Below are 16,602 nucleotides of genomic sequence, written 5' to 3' on the forward strand. Positions count from 1 at the left end.
GGATGAGGACAGGCGACATGAACCCCACTGCTTCCATCGACGAGCTCCCCTCGTCCACCGCGCCCCTGGCCGGGGTGCGGGTCGTCGAGGTCTCGAGTTTCATCGCGGCTCCCCTGTGCGGCATGACGCTCGCGCAGCTCGGTGCCGAGGTCGTCCGCGTGGACCCGATCGGCGGGGCCGCCGACTACCATCGGTGGCCCGTCACCGACGACGGCGAATCGATCTACTGGGCGGGTCTGAACAAGGGCAAGCGTTCCTTCGCCGCCGACTTCCGGGATCCAGAGGCGCACAGTCTGATCCGTGATCTGATCACCGACGCCGGGGTGCTCGTCACCAACGCGGCCGGGCGGGACTGGCTGGACTACGACAGCCTCGCCGCGATCCGTCCCGACCTGATCCACGTGCAGGTCCTCGGCCGCGCCGACGGCGGCTCCGCCGTCGACTACACCGTCAACGCCGCCGCCGGCTTCCCGCTCGCCACCGGTCCCGTCGGCCACGACGGCCCGGTCAATCACCTGCTGCCGGCGTGGGACCTCGCATGCGGTCTCTACGCCGCGCTGTCGGTGGCGTCCGCGGTGCACCGCCGCGAGGTCACCGGCGCGGGCGCCAAGATCGTGCTGCCGCTCGAGGACGTCGCCCTCGCCACCGCCGGAAACCTCGGCTATCTCGCCGAGGCCCAGCTCGGCGGGCCCGAACGCGACCGCATCGGCAACTCCGTCTACGGCACCTACGGGCGCGACTTCACCACGTCCGACGGCGCCTCCTTCATGGTCGTCGCGCTGACCCCGCGGCACTTCCGGGACCTGACCGACCTGACCGGCACGACGACCGCGGTGGGCGCGCTCGAATCCGCCCTGGGCGCCGACTTCCGCGACGAGGGCGACCGCTACCGGCACCGCGAGGTGCTCGACGCGTTGTTCGCCGTGTGGTTCCGCGAGCACACCGCCGCCGAGGTGGCCACCTCCCTCGCGGGCACCTCGATCCTGCACGAGCGGTACCGCACCTTCGCCGAGATCGCGAAAGACCCTCGCGTGACCGCCAATCCGATGTTCCAGTACGTCGACCAGCCGCGTGTCGGCGGACACCTGGCCCCCAGCCTGCCGATGTCGTTCGACGGTATCCACCCCACCCCCCGGCCGGCGCCGGCCAACGGCGACGACACCGCCGCCGTCCTCGCCGAGCACCTGGGCCTGACGCCTCAGGAGATCGATCGCCTCGCCACCGACGGGACCATCCGGGTTCCCGCCGGCACCCTCCCCGCCCTCGAGAAGGACCTCGCCGTATGACCCGCCTCGCCCAGACCCTCGGCCTGACCGAGTTCCAGACCGAGATCCTCGCGACCGTCCGGCGGTTCGTCGACCGCGAGATCATCCCGAACGCCCAGGAACTCGAGCATTCGGACACCTACCCGCAGGACATCGTCGATCAGATGCGCGAGATGGGCCTGTTCGGGCTGATGATCCCCGAGGAGTACGGCGGACTCGGCGAGTCGCTGCTGACCTACGCGCTGTGCGTCGAGGAGCTCGCCCGCGGCTGGATGAGCGTGTCCGGTGTGATCAACACCCACTTCATCGTCGCCTACATGCTGCGTCAGCACGGCACCGACGAGCAGAAGAACTACTACCTGCCGAAGATGGCCACCGGCGAGACGCGCGGTGCCTTCTCGATGTCCGAACCGGAACTGGGCTCGGACGTCGCCGCGATCCGCACGAAGGCCAAGCGCGACGCCGACGGCGACTACGTGGTCAACGGCCAGAAGATGTGGCTGACCAACGGCGGCAGCTCCACCCTCGTCGCCGCCCTGGTGCGCACCGAGGAAGGTGCCGCCAAGGCGCACGAGAACCTCACCACGTTCCTCGTCGAGAAGCCCGCCGGCTTCGGCGAGGTCGCCCCGGGCCTGACGATCCCCGGCAAGATCGACAAGATGGGCTACAAGGGGATCGACACCACCGAACTGATCTTCGACAACTACCGCGCCAAGGCCGCCGACGTTCTCGGCGGCACCCCGGGCAAGGGTTTCTACCAGATGATGGACGGGGTCGAGGTCGGCCGCGTCAACGTCTCCGCCCGCGCCTGCGGCGTCGCCGTCCGCGCGTTCGAGCTCGCCGCCCGGTACGCGCAGCAGCGCACCACGTTCGGCAAGCCCATCGCCCAGCACCAGGCGATCTCGTTCTCGCTCGCCGAGATGGCCACCAAGGTCGAGGCCGCCCACCTGATGATGGTCAACGCGGCACGCCTGAAGGACTCCGGCGAACGCAACGACGTCGCTGCCGGCATGGCGAAATACCTCACCAGCGAGTACTGCTCGGAGGTCACCCAGGCCAGCTTCCGCATCCACGGCGGCTACGGCTATTCCAAGGAGTACGAGATCGAGCGGCTCATGCGCGAGGCACCGTTCCTGCTCATCGGCGAGGGCACCAGCGAGATCCAGAAGACGATCATCAGCAAGGGCGTCCTGCGCGAATACGCACTGTAGTCCCGATCCAGCTGCAGTCCCGATTCAGCTGCAGTCCCCATCTACCCGAGACCCGAGGAGACCGACCGTGCAGCGTACGGTGTTCGACGAAGACCACGAAGCGTTCCGCAAGACCGTCCGCGACTTCATCGCGAAGGAAGTCGCACCCGTCCATCACGAGTGGGAAGCCGACGGTCATCCCCCGCGTGACTTCTACCGTCGTCTCGGCGAACTCGGTATCCTCGGTATCCAGGCACCCGAGGAGTACGGCGGCGGTGGCGAGTCGTCGATCAAGTTCAACGCGGTCGTCGCCGAGGAGGTCGCTGCGGCCGGCGCGTCGTTCGGCTCCTACTCCGTGCACACGAATCTGATCCTGCCGTACCTGATGGAGTACGGCACGGACGAGCAGAAGCAGCGCTGGCTGCCCGGATTCTGTTCCGGCGATCTGATGTTCGCGATCGCCATGACCGAACCCGGCACGGGATCGGACCTCGCGAACATCTCGACGACGGCGAAGCTGTCCGAGGACGGCAGCCACTACATCGTCAACGGCGCGAAGACGTTCATCACCGGCGGTGTGCTCGCCGACCGCATCCTCACGGTGTGCCGCACGGCCCCGTTCGACCCGGAGAACCGGCGGGCCGGGCTGTCGATCCTCGTCGTCGACACCACCACCGAGGGGTTCGCCGTCGGCCGCAAGATCGAGAAGATCGGCCTCAAGACCTCCGACACCGCGGAACTGTCGTTCACCGACGTCCGGGTGCCGGTGCAGGATCTGCTCGGTGAGGAGGGCAAGGGCTTTTCCTACCTGACGCACAACCTCGCGCAGGAACGTCTGACGATCGCATTCGGCGCATCCGCCACCGCGGCCGCCGCCCTGCAGCACGCACTCGCATACACCAAGGACCGCAAGGTGTTCGGCAAGCCAGTCGCCGCGTTCCAGAACACCAAGTTCGTGCTCGCCGAATGCTCCACCGAGTTGCAGGCCGTGCAGTTGATGGTCGACAACGCCCTCGCGCTGCACGACCGCGGAGAGCTCACCATGCCGGATGCGGCACGTGCCAAACTGTTCAGCACCGAAGCCGCCGGCCGCATCATCGACAAGTGCCTGCAGCTGCACGGCGGATACGGCTACGTCCTCGAATACCCGATCGCGCGGCTCTACGCGGACACCCGCGTCAGCCGCATCTACGGCGGCACCAGCGAGGTCATGAAGACGATCATCGCCAAGGACCTCGGTCTCTGACCCCACGCACACAGGATCCGTGCGGTGAACCGGAATCCGCCCACGTCACGGCGTGGGCGGATTCCGATGTTCCGAGCGAATTCTGCTGTGCGGCTCAGCTACTCGACGGTCGCGGCGGCCGGGACCCGGCCCAGTACGGCCCTGGCCGCCGTGATCAGTTGCTCGAGCCAGACGTCCGTGCCGACCGCTCGGCGCAACGGCTCGTTCGGCAACTCGATGCTCACCGGCAACCCCGCCGGGAGGGCGGACCAGATCGCCGGCAGGTCGATGCCCCCCGACCCCGGCACCAGGCGTTCCTCGCGGGCGTGCCGGATCAGCTCCGCGTGGTCACGCGGGGCGGGAACCGAGCCGTCGCACATCTGGGCATAGTGCAGCCACTCGCGCGGAATCGCGGCCAGGTCCTCGGGCGACGTGGCCGAACGCGCGACGTGCAGCGCGTCGACGAGGACGCTGCGGGCCGGGCCGTCGGCCTGCCCGACGATCTCCACCGCGGTCTTCGCGTCGGGAACCGCGGTCCACGGCATGAATTCGAGGCTTGCGACGATGCCGTAGGAGGCGCACAGTTCCGCCAGCCGCGCGTACGAGTCGGTGAGACGGCTACGGTCGCGGTCGTCGCCGCCGACGAGCACCGCCTTCGCCCCGAGCCGGGCCCCGGCCTCGAGCAGCGGCACGTACGCCGTCGCGTCGAAATCCGGTCCGATTCGGATGATCTCGAGATCGAACACCTCGACCGGAGAATCGTTCAGCCGCCGGACGAGTGCGGACAGCGCGGCGTCGTCCTCGTGCAGTGGATAGGCGGTGGTGCCGGGCGCTGCGGGCAGCAGACGCAGTCCGATCGTGTCGAAGCCGTGCCGCTCGGCGAGGTCGACGTGCTGCAGCGGCGGTGTGTCGAGGACGGTGAGGGCGGCGAGGCCGAGTGGGGTGCTCATCGGGTGGCTCCTGTGGTCGAGGCGAGTCGGCGTCCGGTCAGGTACCCGAAGGTCATTGCCGGGCCCAGGTTGATTCCGCCGGAGGGATAGTGGCCGCCCATCACGCTGGACTGGTCGACACCGACCGCGAACAGCCCGTCGATCGGCCGGTCGTCGCCGTTCAGCACCCGCGACGACGAGTCGGTGACCAGGCCGGCGAACGTGCCGAAACTGCCCGGGACGACCTTGACGGCGTAGAAGGGACCGCGTTCGAGCGGGGCGAGGGACGGGTTCGGCCAGGGGTTGTCCGCGTCGCCGGACTTGACGTTGAACGGTGTGGTGCCACGGCCGAATTCGGGATCCTCCCCGACTCGGGCGCTCTCGTTGAACGCGGTGACGGTCTTCTCGAGCCCGTCCGGGTCGACGCCGATCTTCTCCGCGAGGTCGCGGATCGTGCGCCCCTTCGAGAGGTATCCGGATCGCAGGTAGGGCCAGGTGGGGATCGGGAAGGGCTTGGCCATGCCGAGCGGGAAGTACCGCAGGTACTGCTGGTCGGCGATCAGCCAGGAGCACACCTCCTCGCCGTCCGGCACCTGTTCGATCATGGCCAGGGTGTAGTCGTGGTAGCCGAGCGCCTCGTTGACGAAGCGGCGCCCGTCGGCGAGCACCCCGATGACGCCGGGCTTTCCGCGGTCCAGGATGTGCGGGAACACCCCCTGCCTGCCGTTGCGGTAGCGGACCAGGGAGACGGGACAGTACGCCACCGGTGACGCGAGGGAGCGGTCGAGGCGGCCGCCGACGGATTCGCCCAGTGAGATGCCGTCGCCGGTCGTCGTCGGCGGGGTGAGCGTCCAGTGTTCGCGTCCGCTCGGAGTCCGCGGGAACAGCTCTCGTCGCCGGTCGATGTCGTGGGTGAACCCGCCGGTGGCGAGGACGACACCGCGGCGGGCGGACACGGTACGCGCACCGCCGGGACCGTCGATCCGGACTCCGGTGACGCGCCCGGACGGGTCGGTGACGAGTGCGGTGGCGGCGGTGGCGACCCGGATGTCGACGCCGGCGTCGAGGGCGGAGCGCAGCAGCCGGCCCACGAGTGCGGTGCCGTTGACCAGTTGCTGGCCGCGGCGCTCGGTGGCGAGGTCGAGCATGTGGGTCGAGACCCGTCGTGCACAGTGCACGAACGCGCGGCCGGAGCGCGTCGAGTGCAGGAAGGCCTGCAGGTCCGGGCCGGCCATGATGCCCATGCCGAGGAACGAGGTCTCGTACAGCTGCCGTCGCAGCAGCGCAGCGACGTCGGATCCGAGGCGGCGCAGGCTCACCGGCTTCGGCGCGACGGATCGGTGTCCCGTGCCCGCGCCGGGCGTGTCACCGTGGATGTCGGCGATGGCGGCACCGGGGACGAACTGCAGCGCCGTGTGACGTTCGAAGAATTCGACCATCTCGGGGGCGCCGTCGAGGAAGGCATCCACCTTGGCGGCATCGAACTCGTCCCCGAGCCGGTGTTCGAGGTAGCGGCGCGGCTGCGCGCGGTCCTCGTGCACACCGTCGGCGTGGGCGAACAGGTTCCGCGGTGTCCACATCCATCCACCCGACCAGGCGGTGGCGCCGCCGCACACGTCCGCCTTCTCGACGACGAGCACGGAGGCGCCCCCGTGGGCGGCAGCCACGGCCGCGGACAGCCCGCCGGCACCGGACCCGACGACGACGACGTCGTAGGTGAGGGATTCGGACACTGTGGCGGGGTTCATCGGGGCTCCTTGCCGGACGGGACGGGGGTGGGTGCGGGCGAGAGTTCGACGACTCTGCCGGTGCGGGAGGATTCGTAGATCGCGGCGACGACGGCCAGTGAGGCGCGGGCGTCGCGGCCGGTCACCGCGGGCCGGCGACCGGTCAGCACCGCCTCGGCGAAGTCCTGGACCTGCAGGGTGTGGAAGTCGGTGAGCCCGGCGTTGATGTCGCGGACGTCGAGGTTGGCGTCGACAGCCGGCGAATACGGAGACCGCAGCTCCACCTCGCCCGGCACGGTCCACAGCTCGTTGACGCCCTCCCGTCCCTCGGGGAACTCGAGGACGCTCGCGAGCGCCCCGGTTGCGCCGATCACCGTGACGCGGTTGCCGAGGTTGTGGCCGGCGCCGGTGGTGGCGGTGATCGTCGCGGTGCCGCCGGAGGCGAACGAGACGACGGCCGAGGCCGTGTCCTCGGTTTCGATGTGCTCGCCGTGGAAGCGGGTGCCGACGAACCCGCCGACGCGGACGGGCTCGCCCATGAACCACTGCAGCATGTCGATCTGATGGACGGCCTGCGTCATCAGGACGCCGCCGCCGTCGGTGTCCCACCGCCCGCGCCACGCGTCGGCCGAGTAGTAGCGGGACGGGCGGTGCAGGAGCACCGACACCTCCCCGAGAACGGGCACGCCGAGACGGCCGTCCTCGATCGCCGCCTTGATGCGGCGGGCCGCGGGCCAGAATCGACGCTGGAACAACACCCCGAAGGTGATGCCCGCGCGGTCGGCGGCCGCGATCATCCGGTCGGCCGCGGCCACGTCCACCGCGATCGGCTTCTCGCACAGCACGTGGATCCCGGCCTCGGCCGCGGCGACGACGATCTGTTCGTGCACGGGGTGCGGGGTGCACACGGTGCAGGCGTCGAGGCCGAGCCCGAACAGCTCGTCCACCGATCCGACGGCGTGAGCGATACCGTGCCGGGCGGCGAAGGCGCGGGCGCGCTCCAGGTCGGGATCGCAGCACGCGACGACCTCGACGCCGGGCACCTGCTGCAGCGCGTGCGCGTGGTTGCCCGCGATCTTTCCGCATCCGACGATGCCTGCGCGGAGGGCCATCAGAAGTGCTCCTCTCGTTCGACGTCCCGGGCTGCGGCTTCGCCGCGGTCCAGCCGGTTCAGCGCGGCGACGTCCGCTGCCGTGAGTGCCACGTCGACGGCGGCCAGATTCTCGGCCTGGCGCGCCGGATTCGCCGACCGCGCGACCGGCACGACGCCCTGCGCGAGGTGCCAGGCAAGCACGACCTGCGCACGGGTGCAGCCGATGCGGTCCGCGATCGAGGCGACGGCGGGGGCCGCGAGCACCTCGCCGCGGCCGAGCGGGCTCCACGACTGCGTGAACACGCCGAGTTCGTCGTTCGCGCGGCGGACGGGCAGCCGGGCCAGCGACGGGTCCATCTGGATCTGGTTGACGGCGGGCGCCTCCCCGGTCTCGGCCACCACCCTGCGCAGGTGGTGACCGAGGAAGTTGGACACCCCCACGTAGCGCACGAGCCCGGCGTCGCGGCACTCGAGCATGGCCTCGAACGCCGCGGCATACCGGTCGAACCGCGGCAGCGGCCAGTGGATCAGGAACAGGTCGAGCCGCTCGAGGCCCAGGCGCTCGAGGCTGCGCTCCACGGCGCCGCGGACGTCCCCGGACACATGGTCGCTGCCGCGGAGTTTCGTGGTGACGAACAGGTCCTCGCGGGGCACGCCGCAGGTGGCGAGGGCGGCACCGACGGCGTCCTCGTTCCCGTAGATCGCGGCCGTGTCGATCAGCCGGTAGCCGGCCTCGATGCCGGTGAGCACGGCGCGGGTGGCGTCGGGCCCGACGAGCGGCCAGGTGCCCAGGCCCAGGCGCGGCAGTGCGGTGCGGACGGAATCGGGCGCGGGTGCGGTGGTCTCCGCGCTCATGCGCCGGCTCCCACGCGCGAATCGGCGGCCTCGGTGATCCGGACGGCGACGTCGGCGGCGGTGACGAGCGCGGCCTGGATCGATCCGCCGTCGCCGCTCGCGTCGCCGACGCAGTGCACGCCGAGGCGGGGCTCGAGCCGGCGCAGATCGGCCAGCAGGTCGGTGCGCGGCTCGATGCCGTGCGAGACGAGCAGCTCACCGGGTGCGGCGACGGTGCGTTCGCGCCCGTTCGTCGAGACGACCACGTGCTCGGGTTCGATCCGGGTGACGATCGACGACAGGTGTGTGGTGAGGCGTTCGCTCGCCGCGAGCCGGGGCAACAGGACGATCTTCGCCCGGCGGCCGACGTCGTGCGCGATCGTCTCCTGGGGGCCGATCAGCACGACCGTCGTCCCGCGCCGGAGCAGATCGTCGGCCACGGCCGCGGCCTCCCGGTCGGCACCGAAGATCGTGATCGCCTCGGGCGCAGGGTCTCCGGAGGCGAGAAACTCCCGCACGTCGCGGATCGACCGGGTGTGGGCACCGGGGATGTCGATCGCGGGCCCGCGTCCGCCGGTGGCGAGCACCACCGCGTCGAAGCCGAGCGGCGCCAGGGTCGCGGCGTCGACCCGAGTGCCGGTGTGGCAGGTGACGTCGAGGTCGGCCAGTTCGTCGCGGTACCAGTCGACGATCCGGTGGTACTCCGGGTACTCGTGCAGCCGGGAGGCCAGCGCGAAGTCGCCGCCCAGGGTGTCGCGCTCGTCGTAGAGGTCGACGCTGTGGCCCGCCAGGGCGAGCTCGCGCGCTGCCGCCGTACCGGCCGGGCCGCCGCCCACGACGGCGACCCGCACCGGGGTCCCGGCCGGTTTCGTCGGCTGCTCGAGCTCGCGGCCGACCCAGGGGTTGACCGAACACGGAATCGGCCCTGCGGCAAGGTTGTCGATGCAGAAGTTGCAGGCGATGCAGGGCCGGTAGCGGCCTCCGTCCAGCGCCCGGTTCGGGAAGTCCGGGTCGGCGTGCAGCGTCCGGGCCAGGCTCACGAAATCGGCGCGGCCGGAGGCGATGATGTGTTCCGCCGTCTCGGGAGTGTTGATCCGGCCGGCGACGCCCACCGGGATGGCGAAGTCGCGGGCATACGGTTCGGCGTAGGGGGCGAGCAGACCGCGCTGCCATTCCCCCGGCTGGATGATCCACTGCCCCGACTCGTAGTTGCCCGCCGAGACGTCGAGGAAGTCCAGCCGGTGCGTGTCGACCGCGTCGATACGCTCGCGGGTCGTCTGCGCATCGAGCCCGCCGTCGACCGCCTCGAACGCCGAGAAGCGCAGTCCCAGAGCGATACCCGGTGCCATGGTGCGGACCGCATCGATGACCCGGTTGAGGAACAGTGCCGGGTCGGCCCACTCGTCGTCGCGGTGGTTGTATGCGGGCGAGAGGAATTGGTGGATGAGATAGCCGTGGCCGCCGTGCAGGGAGATCACGTCGACGCCCGCCTCCGCGCAGCGCGCGGCGGCCTCACCGAAACACTCGACGATGTGCTCGATGTCGTCGCCGTCGAGTTGCTCGGGCATCTCGCCGCCGACCACTGCGCACGGAATCGGGGTGGGGGCCACCGGGACGAACCCGCTGACCGCTCCCTGCGCGGTGCGGCCACCGTGGTTGAGTTCGACCCCGAGCAGCGCGCCGTGCGCGTGCACCGCCTCGGCGAGCCGGGCGATGCCGGGGATGCGGTCGTCGACGTCGACCCCCATCTGCCGGATGCGGCCCTTGCCGTCGGCCCGCACATAGCTCGCCTCGGTGAAGACGAGCGCGGCACCGCCGGCGGCACGTCGTTCGAGATAGGCGATGTAGGCGTCGGTCATCGAGCCGTCGGGTTCGCAGTAGTTGCGTTCCATCGGCGCCGACACGAAGCGGTTGCGCAACCGGACGGGACCCATGTCCAGGGGCCGCGCGAACGCGGGGGTGGTGGTCATCGTGCCTCCTGGTGCGTGGCGAGGACCTGGTTCGACAGCAGCTCGTCGAGGTGACGTCGCATGCGGTCCGCGTCGGGGTCGATGCCGGTGAGCAACGCGAACGTGTCGGCGGCCTGGGCGACGAGCATCTGTCCGCCGTCGAGCACGTCACAGCCGAGAACCGCGGCGGCGGAGATCAGTTCGGTTCGGATCGGCCGGTAGACGATGTCCGCGACCCACAGCCGGGGGTGCAGGGCAGCGACGTCGAACGGCGTTCCCGAGTGGCCGACCATGCCGATCGGCGAGGCGTTGACCACCCCGGTGCACGTACGCAGGGCGGCCGGGATCGCCTCCACCGGCAGAGCCGTGGCCCGTGTCGAGGGGAAGACGGCCGACAGTCGTGCGCAGACGTCCGCGGCGCGAACGGTGTCGACGTCGGCGATCCGCAGGTTCGCGACACCCGCGGCGGCGAGCGCGTACGCCACGGCCGAGCCGGCGCCGCCCGCACCGACCAGCACGACCGCATCCAGCGCGGCGGCCGGCAACCCGCGCCGCAACGCCGTGAGGAATCCACTGTGGTCCGTGTTGTGGCCGATCAGGCGCCCGTTCCGGACGACGACGGTGTTGACCGCGCCGAGCAGACGGGCGTTGTCGGACAGATCGTCGAGGACCGGCAGGACGACCTGCTTGCACGGGTGGGTGATGTTCAGCCCGGTGCAGCCGTCGGCGACGGCGGAGCGCACCAGGCCCCCGGTGCGTTCGACGGGTACGTTCTCCGCTTCGAGGTCGAGCAGTTCGTAGCGGTAGTCGGTCAGGCCGAGTGCGGCGGCCTCGCGCGCGTGGAGGGCCGGCGACAGGGACGAGGCGATGCCTGCCCCCACGAGCCGGATGCGGTGGCGGGCGGTGGACGGGGTCACGGTTACTCCTACGGGATGGGACGGGCCGTGGCCCCGGCGCCTCGGGCGCCGGGGCTCGGTGGCCGGTCAGACGTCGCTGCGGACGAGTTCCTGCGCCGGTCGCGCCACTGACGCCGGGCGAGGCTCGCCCAGGTCCTCGGTGCGGGTGCGGTAGGTCTCCGGCCCGGTGAGGGCGGCGATCGACGACAGCACCGCGAAGCCCAGGCACATCCAGGCGACCGGGGTCCAGTTGCTGGTGTCGCCCGCCGAGAGCAGCTGCGCGACGGCGGGGGTGAATCCGGCGACGAGCAGACCCAGCATGAGACTCACGGCCATGCCGGTGTAGCGCACCCGCGCCGGGAACTGCTCCGGGAAGTAGGCCGGGTAGACACCGTTCGGCATGGCGTAGAAGAAACCGATCAGGACGATTCCCGAGGCGAACACCAATGGCGCGCTTCCGGTTCCGATGGCGTGGAAGAAGACGAACACCATCGCGCCGGAGCCGAGGGCACCGAACACGAACACCGGCTTGCGGCCGATCCGGTCGGCGAGCAGCCCGGCGACGGGCTGGCTGAGCACCGCCACGAAGTTGGCGGTGGCGATCGCCCACAGCATCGTGGAGCGCTCGAAGCCTTCGACCTGCACGGCGTAGGCGAGCGCGAAGACGTTGACGATCGTGTTGATCATGGCGAACGTGGCGCTGAGGCTGATCCGCACGACGGTGCGCCAGTGCGACCGGAACATCTCGACGACGGGGAGGGCGGCGGTGTCGCCGTTCTCCTGGAGTTCCTCGAACACCTCGGGTTCGTCGAGCTTGCGGCGCAGCCACACCGCGACCACCGTGACGACGATGCTGAGCCAGAACGGCACTCGCCAGCCCCACGAGTAGAGCGCCTCGTCGGGAAGCGACGCCACCGGGATGAACACGAGGCTCGAGATGACGATGCCGAACATGATGCCGCTCATGGTGAACGACGTGAAGAACGAGCGCCGGTTCGCCGGGGCGTGCTCGAGTGTCAGGGACGACGAGCCCGGGGATTCACCGCCGGCCGACAGGCCCTGCAGCAGGCGCAGCAGCACCAGGATCACCGGTGCGGCGATGCCGATCTGTTCGTAGGTGGGCAGGCAGCCGATCACGAACGTGGCGATGCCCATCAGCAGCAGGCAGGCCAGCAGGGCGTTGCGCCGGCCGAACTTGTCGCCCCAGTGCCCCCACAGCACCGCGCCGAGCGGGCGGGCGATGTAGGCGACGCCGAGGGTGCCGATCGACAGCAGCGTCGACGTCGCTCCGTCGCCGGGGAAGAAGATCTTCCCGAAGACGAGCGCTGCGGCGGAGCCGTAGATGAAGAAGTCGTAGTACTCCAGGGTGCTGCCCAGGAAACCGGAGATGGCCGCCCGGCGGGCGTTCTCGTTCGGTCGTCCGTCGGGGCCGGCAGCGTGTGTGTTCGCCATGGCGTTCCTTTCGTCCCAGGATCCGACGGACGCCGAGTCGGCCTTCGGTGATGGCCCTCACAGTCGCCGGAACGGAACGAGCCTGACACGCCGCACTATGCAGCGTCCAACACTGAAAAAGTCTCAGATAAAGACGATTGTCGTCTCAATCCGGAGTGGGAAGGATCTCCTCGGCGACCCGCAAGGCGACTTCGAGCGCCGGGGACACGCGGCGCGGTGACCAGCCGATCCCGTGGTGCATGTAGACGGATTCATCGGCGAGAGGGACGAAGACCGTGCCCGGCGGCGTGATCGTCGCGATACTCGACGTCATCAGCGCCACTCCCACACCGGCCGAGACGAGCACCAGGATCATGTACGGGTCGGTGATCTCCTGGACCACGCGCGGGCGGAATCCGGCGTCGAGGCAGGCCCGCATGGCGCTCTCCTGCAGGGCCGACCCCGCCGACAGCGGCGTGGTGATGAAGCCGTCGTCCGCGAGGTCGTGCAGGTCGATCTCCGCCTCCCCGGCGAGCGGGTGGTCGGAGGGCAGCACGGCGCCGAACGACTCGCGGCGGATCAGCCGGGTGGCCACCGCCGTGGACTGGACCGGCAGCCCGACGAACGCGAGATCCAATGCGCCGCTTTCCAGTTGGGTGACGGCCTCCCGGGTCATGATGCGGCCGACGAGATCGAGTTCGATGTCCGGGTACCGCTGCCGCAGCGCCCGCGTCAGCGGGGGGAGCGAAATATGGTTCAGCACACCGGTGAACCCGATCTTGATGCGGCCGTACACTCCGCCGGCGGACGCGCGCGTGGCCTGTCGTGCCGTCTCGACGCTTTCGAGAATGTGGTAGGCGTGGGGCAGGAAGGCATGCCCCCCGGCCGCGAGAGCGACGCTGCGCGTATTGCGTTCGAACAACGGCACACCGAGGTCCTTCTCGAGCTTGCGCACCGTCTGGCTCAGCGGCGACTGCGCCATCTGCAAGCGGGCGGCCGCCCGCCCGAAGTGCAGTTCCTCAGCGACGGCGACGAAGGCCTGAAGCCAGCGGATCTCCATCTCGATCCCTCCGGGGACTTGACGGCTGCGCCTACAGCCGTATATCCAGATCCGTACATGGTGCGTCGTCGATTGTTTCGATTTCGCACATGGATTCAGACTACTACCGGCACACCCGCGAGGAGCGAGCGCATGGTGACCTATCCCTCGGGCGCGACCGCGCTCGTCACCGGCGGGGCGAGCGGAATCGGTGCGGCCTGCGCGAGGCGGCTGTCCGCCGAAGGCATCCGGGTCGTCACCGCCGACGTCGCGGACGGTGCCGACGAGCACGTCGACGTCACCGATCCCCAGGCCGTCGACCGGCTGCGCGCACGCCTGGGGCGGGTCGACATCCTCGTCAACAGCGCCGGGGTGGTGGGTCCGTCGGCCCCGCTCGTCGACACCGCCCTGACGGACTGGCAGCGGACGTTCCGCATCAACGTCGACGGCACGTTCCTCATGTGCCGCGCCTTCGTGCCCGCCATGATCGACGCCGGCTGGGGCCGGGTGGTGAACCTGGCGAGCATCGCCGCCAAGGACGGCAACCCGAACCAGAGCGCCTACTCCGCGTCCAAGGCCGCGGTGATCGCGCTGACGAAGTCGCTCGGCAAGGAGATCGCGACCACCGGGGTGCTCGCCAACGTGGTTGCGCCCGCGGCGGTGGAGAGCCCGATGAACGCCGGAACGGATCCGGCGATCCTGGCCCGGTCGCAGAGCCTGACGCCGATGGCCCGGATGGGCCGGCCCGACGAGATCGCCGAACTCGTCGCCTGGCTGTCCTCGGACGCGCTGAGCTTTTCGACCGGCGCCGTGTACGACGCGAGTGGCGGCCGCGCGTCGTACTGACGGATGCCGCGTCCAGTGGGAGCTTGTCGTCGGGGCTACTCGGCCGATGCCGCGGTCACGGCCCGCTCGGCGCGACCGGTCGGCCGACGCCGAGCGGACCGCGCAGCGAACTCCCGCGTCTCAGACCAGCGGCCAGCCGGTGTACTGCTCGGCGATCAGGGTGCGTCCCGCGACGGAGCGGGTGACCGCGTCGAGCTCGGCGTCCTGCCGCTTGTTGTCGAACGGGCTGTTGCCCGGGTGGGTGTGCAGCATCGACGACATCCACCACGAGAAGTGCTGGGCCCGCCACACGCGCGGCAGGACCTCTTCGGTGTAGCCGTCGAGCCGGGCGCGGTCGCCGCGGGCGAGGTACTCGTCCATCGACCGGGCGAGCACGAAGACGTCGGCGACTGCGAGGTTGAGGCCCTTGGCGCCGGTGGGCGGGACTGTGTGCGCGGCGTCGCCGGCGAGGAACAGGTTGCCGTGCTGCATGGGTTCGCACACGAAGCTGCGGAACTGCAGGATCGACTTCTCGAAGATCCGGCCGTCCTTGATCTCGGCACCCTCCCCGTCGACCCGGGCGTGCAGTTCGCTCCAGATGCGGTCGTCGGACCAGTTCGCGATGTCGTCGTCCGGATCGACCTGCAGGTAGTGCCGCTGCACGTCGGCGGTCCGGGTCGAGACGAGCGCGAAGCCACGCTCGTGCCGCGCGTAGATCAGCTCCTCGGACGAGCGCGGCGCCTCGGCGAGGATGCCGAGCCACGCGAACGGGTACTGACGGAAGTGGTCGGTGCGGATCTGCGGCTCGGGGATGAGACCGCGGGTGCTGGTGCGCGAGCCGTCGCACCCGGCGACGAGCAGGGCCTCGAGACGCTGCGGGTCGCCCTGCGGATCGGTGTAGGTGAGGTAGGGCCGATCGGTGAGGTGATCGTGGACCTGCACGTCGGAGACACCGAAGCGGATGTCGCCACCGTCGGCGAGGCGGCGCGCGATGAGGTCCTTGTTGACCTCGTGCTGCGGGTAGACGGTCACCGCACGGCCGACGAGTTCGTCGAACGCGATGCGGTGTCCTCGGCCCCCGAAACGGAACTCCACGCCGTGGTGCTCGTACCCCTCGGCCTTCAGCCGGTCGCCGACCCCGGTTTCGACCATCAGGTCGACGGTGTTCTGCTCGAGCACGCCCGCACGGATGGTGGCCTCGATGTCCTCCCGGGAGCGCGCCTCGAGCACGACGGACTCGATTCCGCGCAGATGCAGCAGGTGCGACAGCATCAGGCCGGCAGGGCCGGCGCCGACAATCGCGACCTGGGTGCGGGACTCGCTCATGGGAAGACTCCTCGGAAACGGGGACGATCGGTGATGCCCCTCACTGTCCGGGAGGAAGGACCACGTCGTCACCCCCCGCTTTCACTCAACGAAAGACGGCTTTCAGGTCAGCCTGCGGGAGATGCCGCTGGCGGCGGCCCGCATCGCCGGGATCAGCGGCGCGGCATCCGCCTCGACCGACACCACCACCGACACCGCGGCGACGACCCGGCCCGAGCGTTCCCGGATGGGCGCCGCCATCGCCATCGTGCCGACGTTCAGGTACTCACGGGCGATCACGACACCGGTCCGACGGATGTCGTCGAGCACCCGCCGCAGCCGGGACTCGTCGACGATCGTGGCGGGGGTGAACCGTTCGAGTCCGGCATCGAGCACCTCCTGCAGCAGCTCCGGCCCGCCGTGGGCGAGCAGCACCAACCCACCGCTCGACGCGTGCAGGGGCAGCCGGCCACCGGCCCGGCCGACGACGGGCACGGCACCGCGCGCCGAGAGCCGCTCCACGTACAGGGCCTCGAGCCCCTCGCGGACGACGAGTTGCACGTTCTCCCGCGTCGCGTCGAACAGGTCCTCGAGATAGGGCATCGCCACCTGGCGCAGACCGTGAGCCCGCGGCGCGAGGGCACCGAGTTCCCACACCCGCACCCCGATCTGGTAGCTGCCGTCCGCCCGGCGCTCGAGCGCTCCGGCGTCGACGAGCTGACCGCACAACCGGAACACCGTCGGCAGGGGCAGTCCGGTCCGGCGGCTCAGTTCCGACTGGGTCAGGCGCGGCCGTTCGGCGGTGAACGCGCCCAGCACTGCGAAGGCACGGCCGAGCAGGGACCGGTCGGGAGCATCGGGCACGCATACATTGTGGAGTGTCCGCGCCACCGG

At 70.3% G+C, this 16,602-nt stretch carries 14 protein-coding genes; 4 read left to right on the forward strand and 10 right to left on the reverse strand.

All coding sequences use genetic code 11. The features are described from left to right. Positions 1-17 precede the first annotated feature (17 nt). From ACWPQI_RS23545 to ACWPQI_RS23555, 3 genes are all read left to right on the forward strand, one after another. Positions 18-1,286 carry a CoA transferase gene (locus tag ACWPQI_RS23545; protein ID WP_017680121.1) on the forward strand — a complete coding sequence of 423 codons (1,269 nt, stop codon included), beginning with the start codon at positions 18-20 and terminating at the stop codon, positions 1,284-1,286. Further along, complete coding sequence (locus tag ACWPQI_RS23550; RefSeq protein WP_010594117.1) at positions 1,283-2,476, forward strand: acyl-CoA dehydrogenase family protein; 1,194 nt, start codon at positions 1,283-1,285, stop codon at positions 2,474-2,476. Before ACWPQI_RS23545 ends, ACWPQI_RS23550 begins: the two co-directional genes overlap by 4 nt. A 67-nt stretch (positions 2,477-2,543) precedes the next feature. Next, positions 2,544-3,701 (forward strand): acyl-CoA dehydrogenase family protein, encoded by a 1,158-nt coding sequence (locus ACWPQI_RS23555; RefSeq protein WP_474738526.1) that lies wholly within the window; start codon positions 2,544-2,546, stop codon positions 3,699-3,701. A 98-nt stretch (positions 3,702-3,799) separates the two neighbouring features. Here the strand turns inward: ACWPQI_RS23555 and ACWPQI_RS23560 are convergent, their stop codons facing one another. From ACWPQI_RS23560 to ACWPQI_RS23595, 8 genes are all read right to left on the reverse strand, one after another. Further along, the gene (locus tag ACWPQI_RS23560) at positions 3,800-4,630 is read right to left on the reverse strand and encodes a sugar phosphate isomerase/epimerase family protein (protein WP_017680122.1); all 831 of its coding nucleotides are present in this window, start codon (positions 4,628-4,630) and stop codon (positions 3,800-3,802) included. Next, positions 4,627-6,357, reverse strand: coding sequence for an FAD-dependent oxidoreductase (locus ACWPQI_RS23565; RefSeq protein WP_017680123.1), 1,731 nt, complete (start codon positions 6,355-6,357; stop codon positions 4,627-4,629). The genes ACWPQI_RS23560 and ACWPQI_RS23565 overlap by 4 nt, the downstream gene beginning before the upstream one ends. Further along, positions 6,354-7,448 (reverse strand): Gfo/Idh/MocA family protein, encoded by a 1,095-nt coding sequence (locus ACWPQI_RS23570; protein WP_010594121.1) that lies wholly within the window; start codon positions 7,446-7,448, stop codon positions 6,354-6,356. The genes ACWPQI_RS23565 and ACWPQI_RS23570 overlap by 4 nt, the downstream gene beginning before the upstream one ends. Further along, positions 7,448-8,284 carry an aldo/keto reductase gene (locus ACWPQI_RS23575; RefSeq protein ID WP_010594122.1) on the reverse strand — a complete coding sequence of 279 codons (837 nt, stop codon included), beginning with the start codon at positions 8,282-8,284 and terminating at the stop codon, positions 7,448-7,450. Before ACWPQI_RS23575 ends, ACWPQI_RS23570 begins: the two co-directional genes overlap by 1 nt. After that, positions 8,281-10,233 (reverse strand): oxidoreductase, encoded by a 1,953-nt coding sequence (locus ACWPQI_RS23580; protein WP_017680124.1) that lies wholly within the window; start codon positions 10,231-10,233, stop codon positions 8,281-8,283. The genes ACWPQI_RS23575 and ACWPQI_RS23580 overlap by 4 nt, the downstream gene beginning before the upstream one ends. After that, entirely contained in the window at positions 10,230-11,129 is a 900-nt protein-coding gene (locus ACWPQI_RS23585) for a shikimate dehydrogenase (RefSeq protein WP_017680125.1), read from the reverse strand. Before ACWPQI_RS23585 ends, ACWPQI_RS23580 begins: the two co-directional genes overlap by 4 nt. Before the next feature lie 66 nt (positions 11,130-11,195). After that, positions 11,196-12,560, reverse strand: a complete 1,365-nt coding sequence (locus ACWPQI_RS23590) for an MFS transporter (RefSeq protein ID WP_040269953.1) — start codon at positions 12,558-12,560, stop codon at positions 11,196-11,198. 145 nt (positions 12,561-12,705) lie between these two features. Next, the gene (locus ACWPQI_RS23595; protein WP_017680127.1) at positions 12,706-13,599 is read right to left on the reverse strand and encodes a LysR family transcriptional regulator; all 894 of its coding nucleotides are present in this window, start codon (positions 13,597-13,599) and stop codon (positions 12,706-12,708) included. 132 nt (positions 13,600-13,731) lie between these two features. On the opposite strand from ACWPQI_RS23595, the gene ACWPQI_RS23600 reads away from it, so the two are divergent. Then, positions 13,732-14,424, forward strand: a complete 693-nt coding sequence (locus ACWPQI_RS23600) for an SDR family NAD(P)-dependent oxidoreductase (protein ID WP_017680128.1) — start codon at positions 13,732-13,734, stop codon at positions 14,422-14,424. Between the two features lie 120 nt (positions 14,425-14,544). Here ACWPQI_RS23600 and ACWPQI_RS23605 read toward each other — a convergent pair whose 3' ends face one another. Both ACWPQI_RS23605 and ACWPQI_RS23610 read right to left on the reverse strand, forming a co-directional pair. Next, positions 14,545-15,729, reverse strand: coding sequence for a 4-hydroxybenzoate 3-monooxygenase (locus tag ACWPQI_RS23605; protein ID WP_017680129.1), 1,185 nt, complete (start codon positions 15,727-15,729; stop codon positions 14,545-14,547). A 102-nt stretch (positions 15,730-15,831) separates the two neighbouring features. Then, positions 15,832-16,572 (reverse strand): IclR family transcriptional regulator, encoded by a 741-nt coding sequence (locus tag ACWPQI_RS23610; RefSeq protein ID WP_119700171.1) that lies wholly within the window; start codon positions 16,570-16,572, stop codon positions 15,832-15,834. Positions 16,573-16,602 lie beyond the last annotated feature (30 nt).

The sequence above is a fragment of the Rhodococcus sp. LMD genome (assembly GCF_056108245.1).

Bases quoted from the DNA above. Each gene is read 5' to 3' on its own strand.
- ACWPQI_RS23545 (WP_017680121.1), top strand. From the start codon at position 18: ATGAACCCCACTGCTTCCATCGACGAGCTCCCCTCGTCCACCGCGCCC.
- ACWPQI_RS23550 (WP_010594117.1), top strand. From the start codon at position 1,283: ATGACCCGCCTCGCCCAGACCCTCGGCCTGACCGAGTTCCAGACCGAG.
- ACWPQI_RS23560 (WP_017680122.1), bottom strand. From the start codon at position 4,630: ATGAGCACCCCACTCGGCCTCGCCGCCCTCACCGTCCTCGACACACCG.
- ACWPQI_RS23565 (WP_017680123.1), bottom strand. From the start codon at position 6,357: ATGAACCCCGCCACAGTGTCCGAATCCCTCACCTACGACGTCGTCGTC.
- ACWPQI_RS23570 (WP_010594121.1), bottom strand. From the start codon at position 7,448: ATGGCCCTCCGCGCAGGCATCGTCGGATGCGGAAAGATCGCGGGCAAC.
- ACWPQI_RS23575 (WP_010594122.1), bottom strand. From the start codon at position 8,284: ATGAGCGCGGAGACCACCGCACCCGCGCCCGATTCCGTCCGCACCGCA.
- ACWPQI_RS23580 (WP_017680124.1), bottom strand. From the start codon at position 10,233: ATGACCACCACCCCCGCGTTCGCGCGGCCCCTGGACATGGGTCCCGTC.
- ACWPQI_RS23590 (WP_040269953.1), bottom strand. From the start codon at position 12,560: ATGGCGAACACACACGCTGCCGGCCCCGACGGACGACCGAACGAGAAC.
- ACWPQI_RS23595 (WP_017680127.1), bottom strand. From the start codon at position 13,599: ATGGAGATCCGCTGGCTTCAGGCCTTCGTCGCCGTCGCTGAGGAACTG.
- ACWPQI_RS23600 (WP_017680128.1), top strand. From the start codon at position 13,732: ATGGTGACCTATCCCTCGGGCGCGACCGCGCTCGTCACCGGCGGGGCG.
- ACWPQI_RS23605 (WP_017680129.1), bottom strand. From the start codon at position 15,729: ATGAGCGAGTCCCGCACCCAGGTCGCGATTGTCGGCGCCGGCCCTGCC.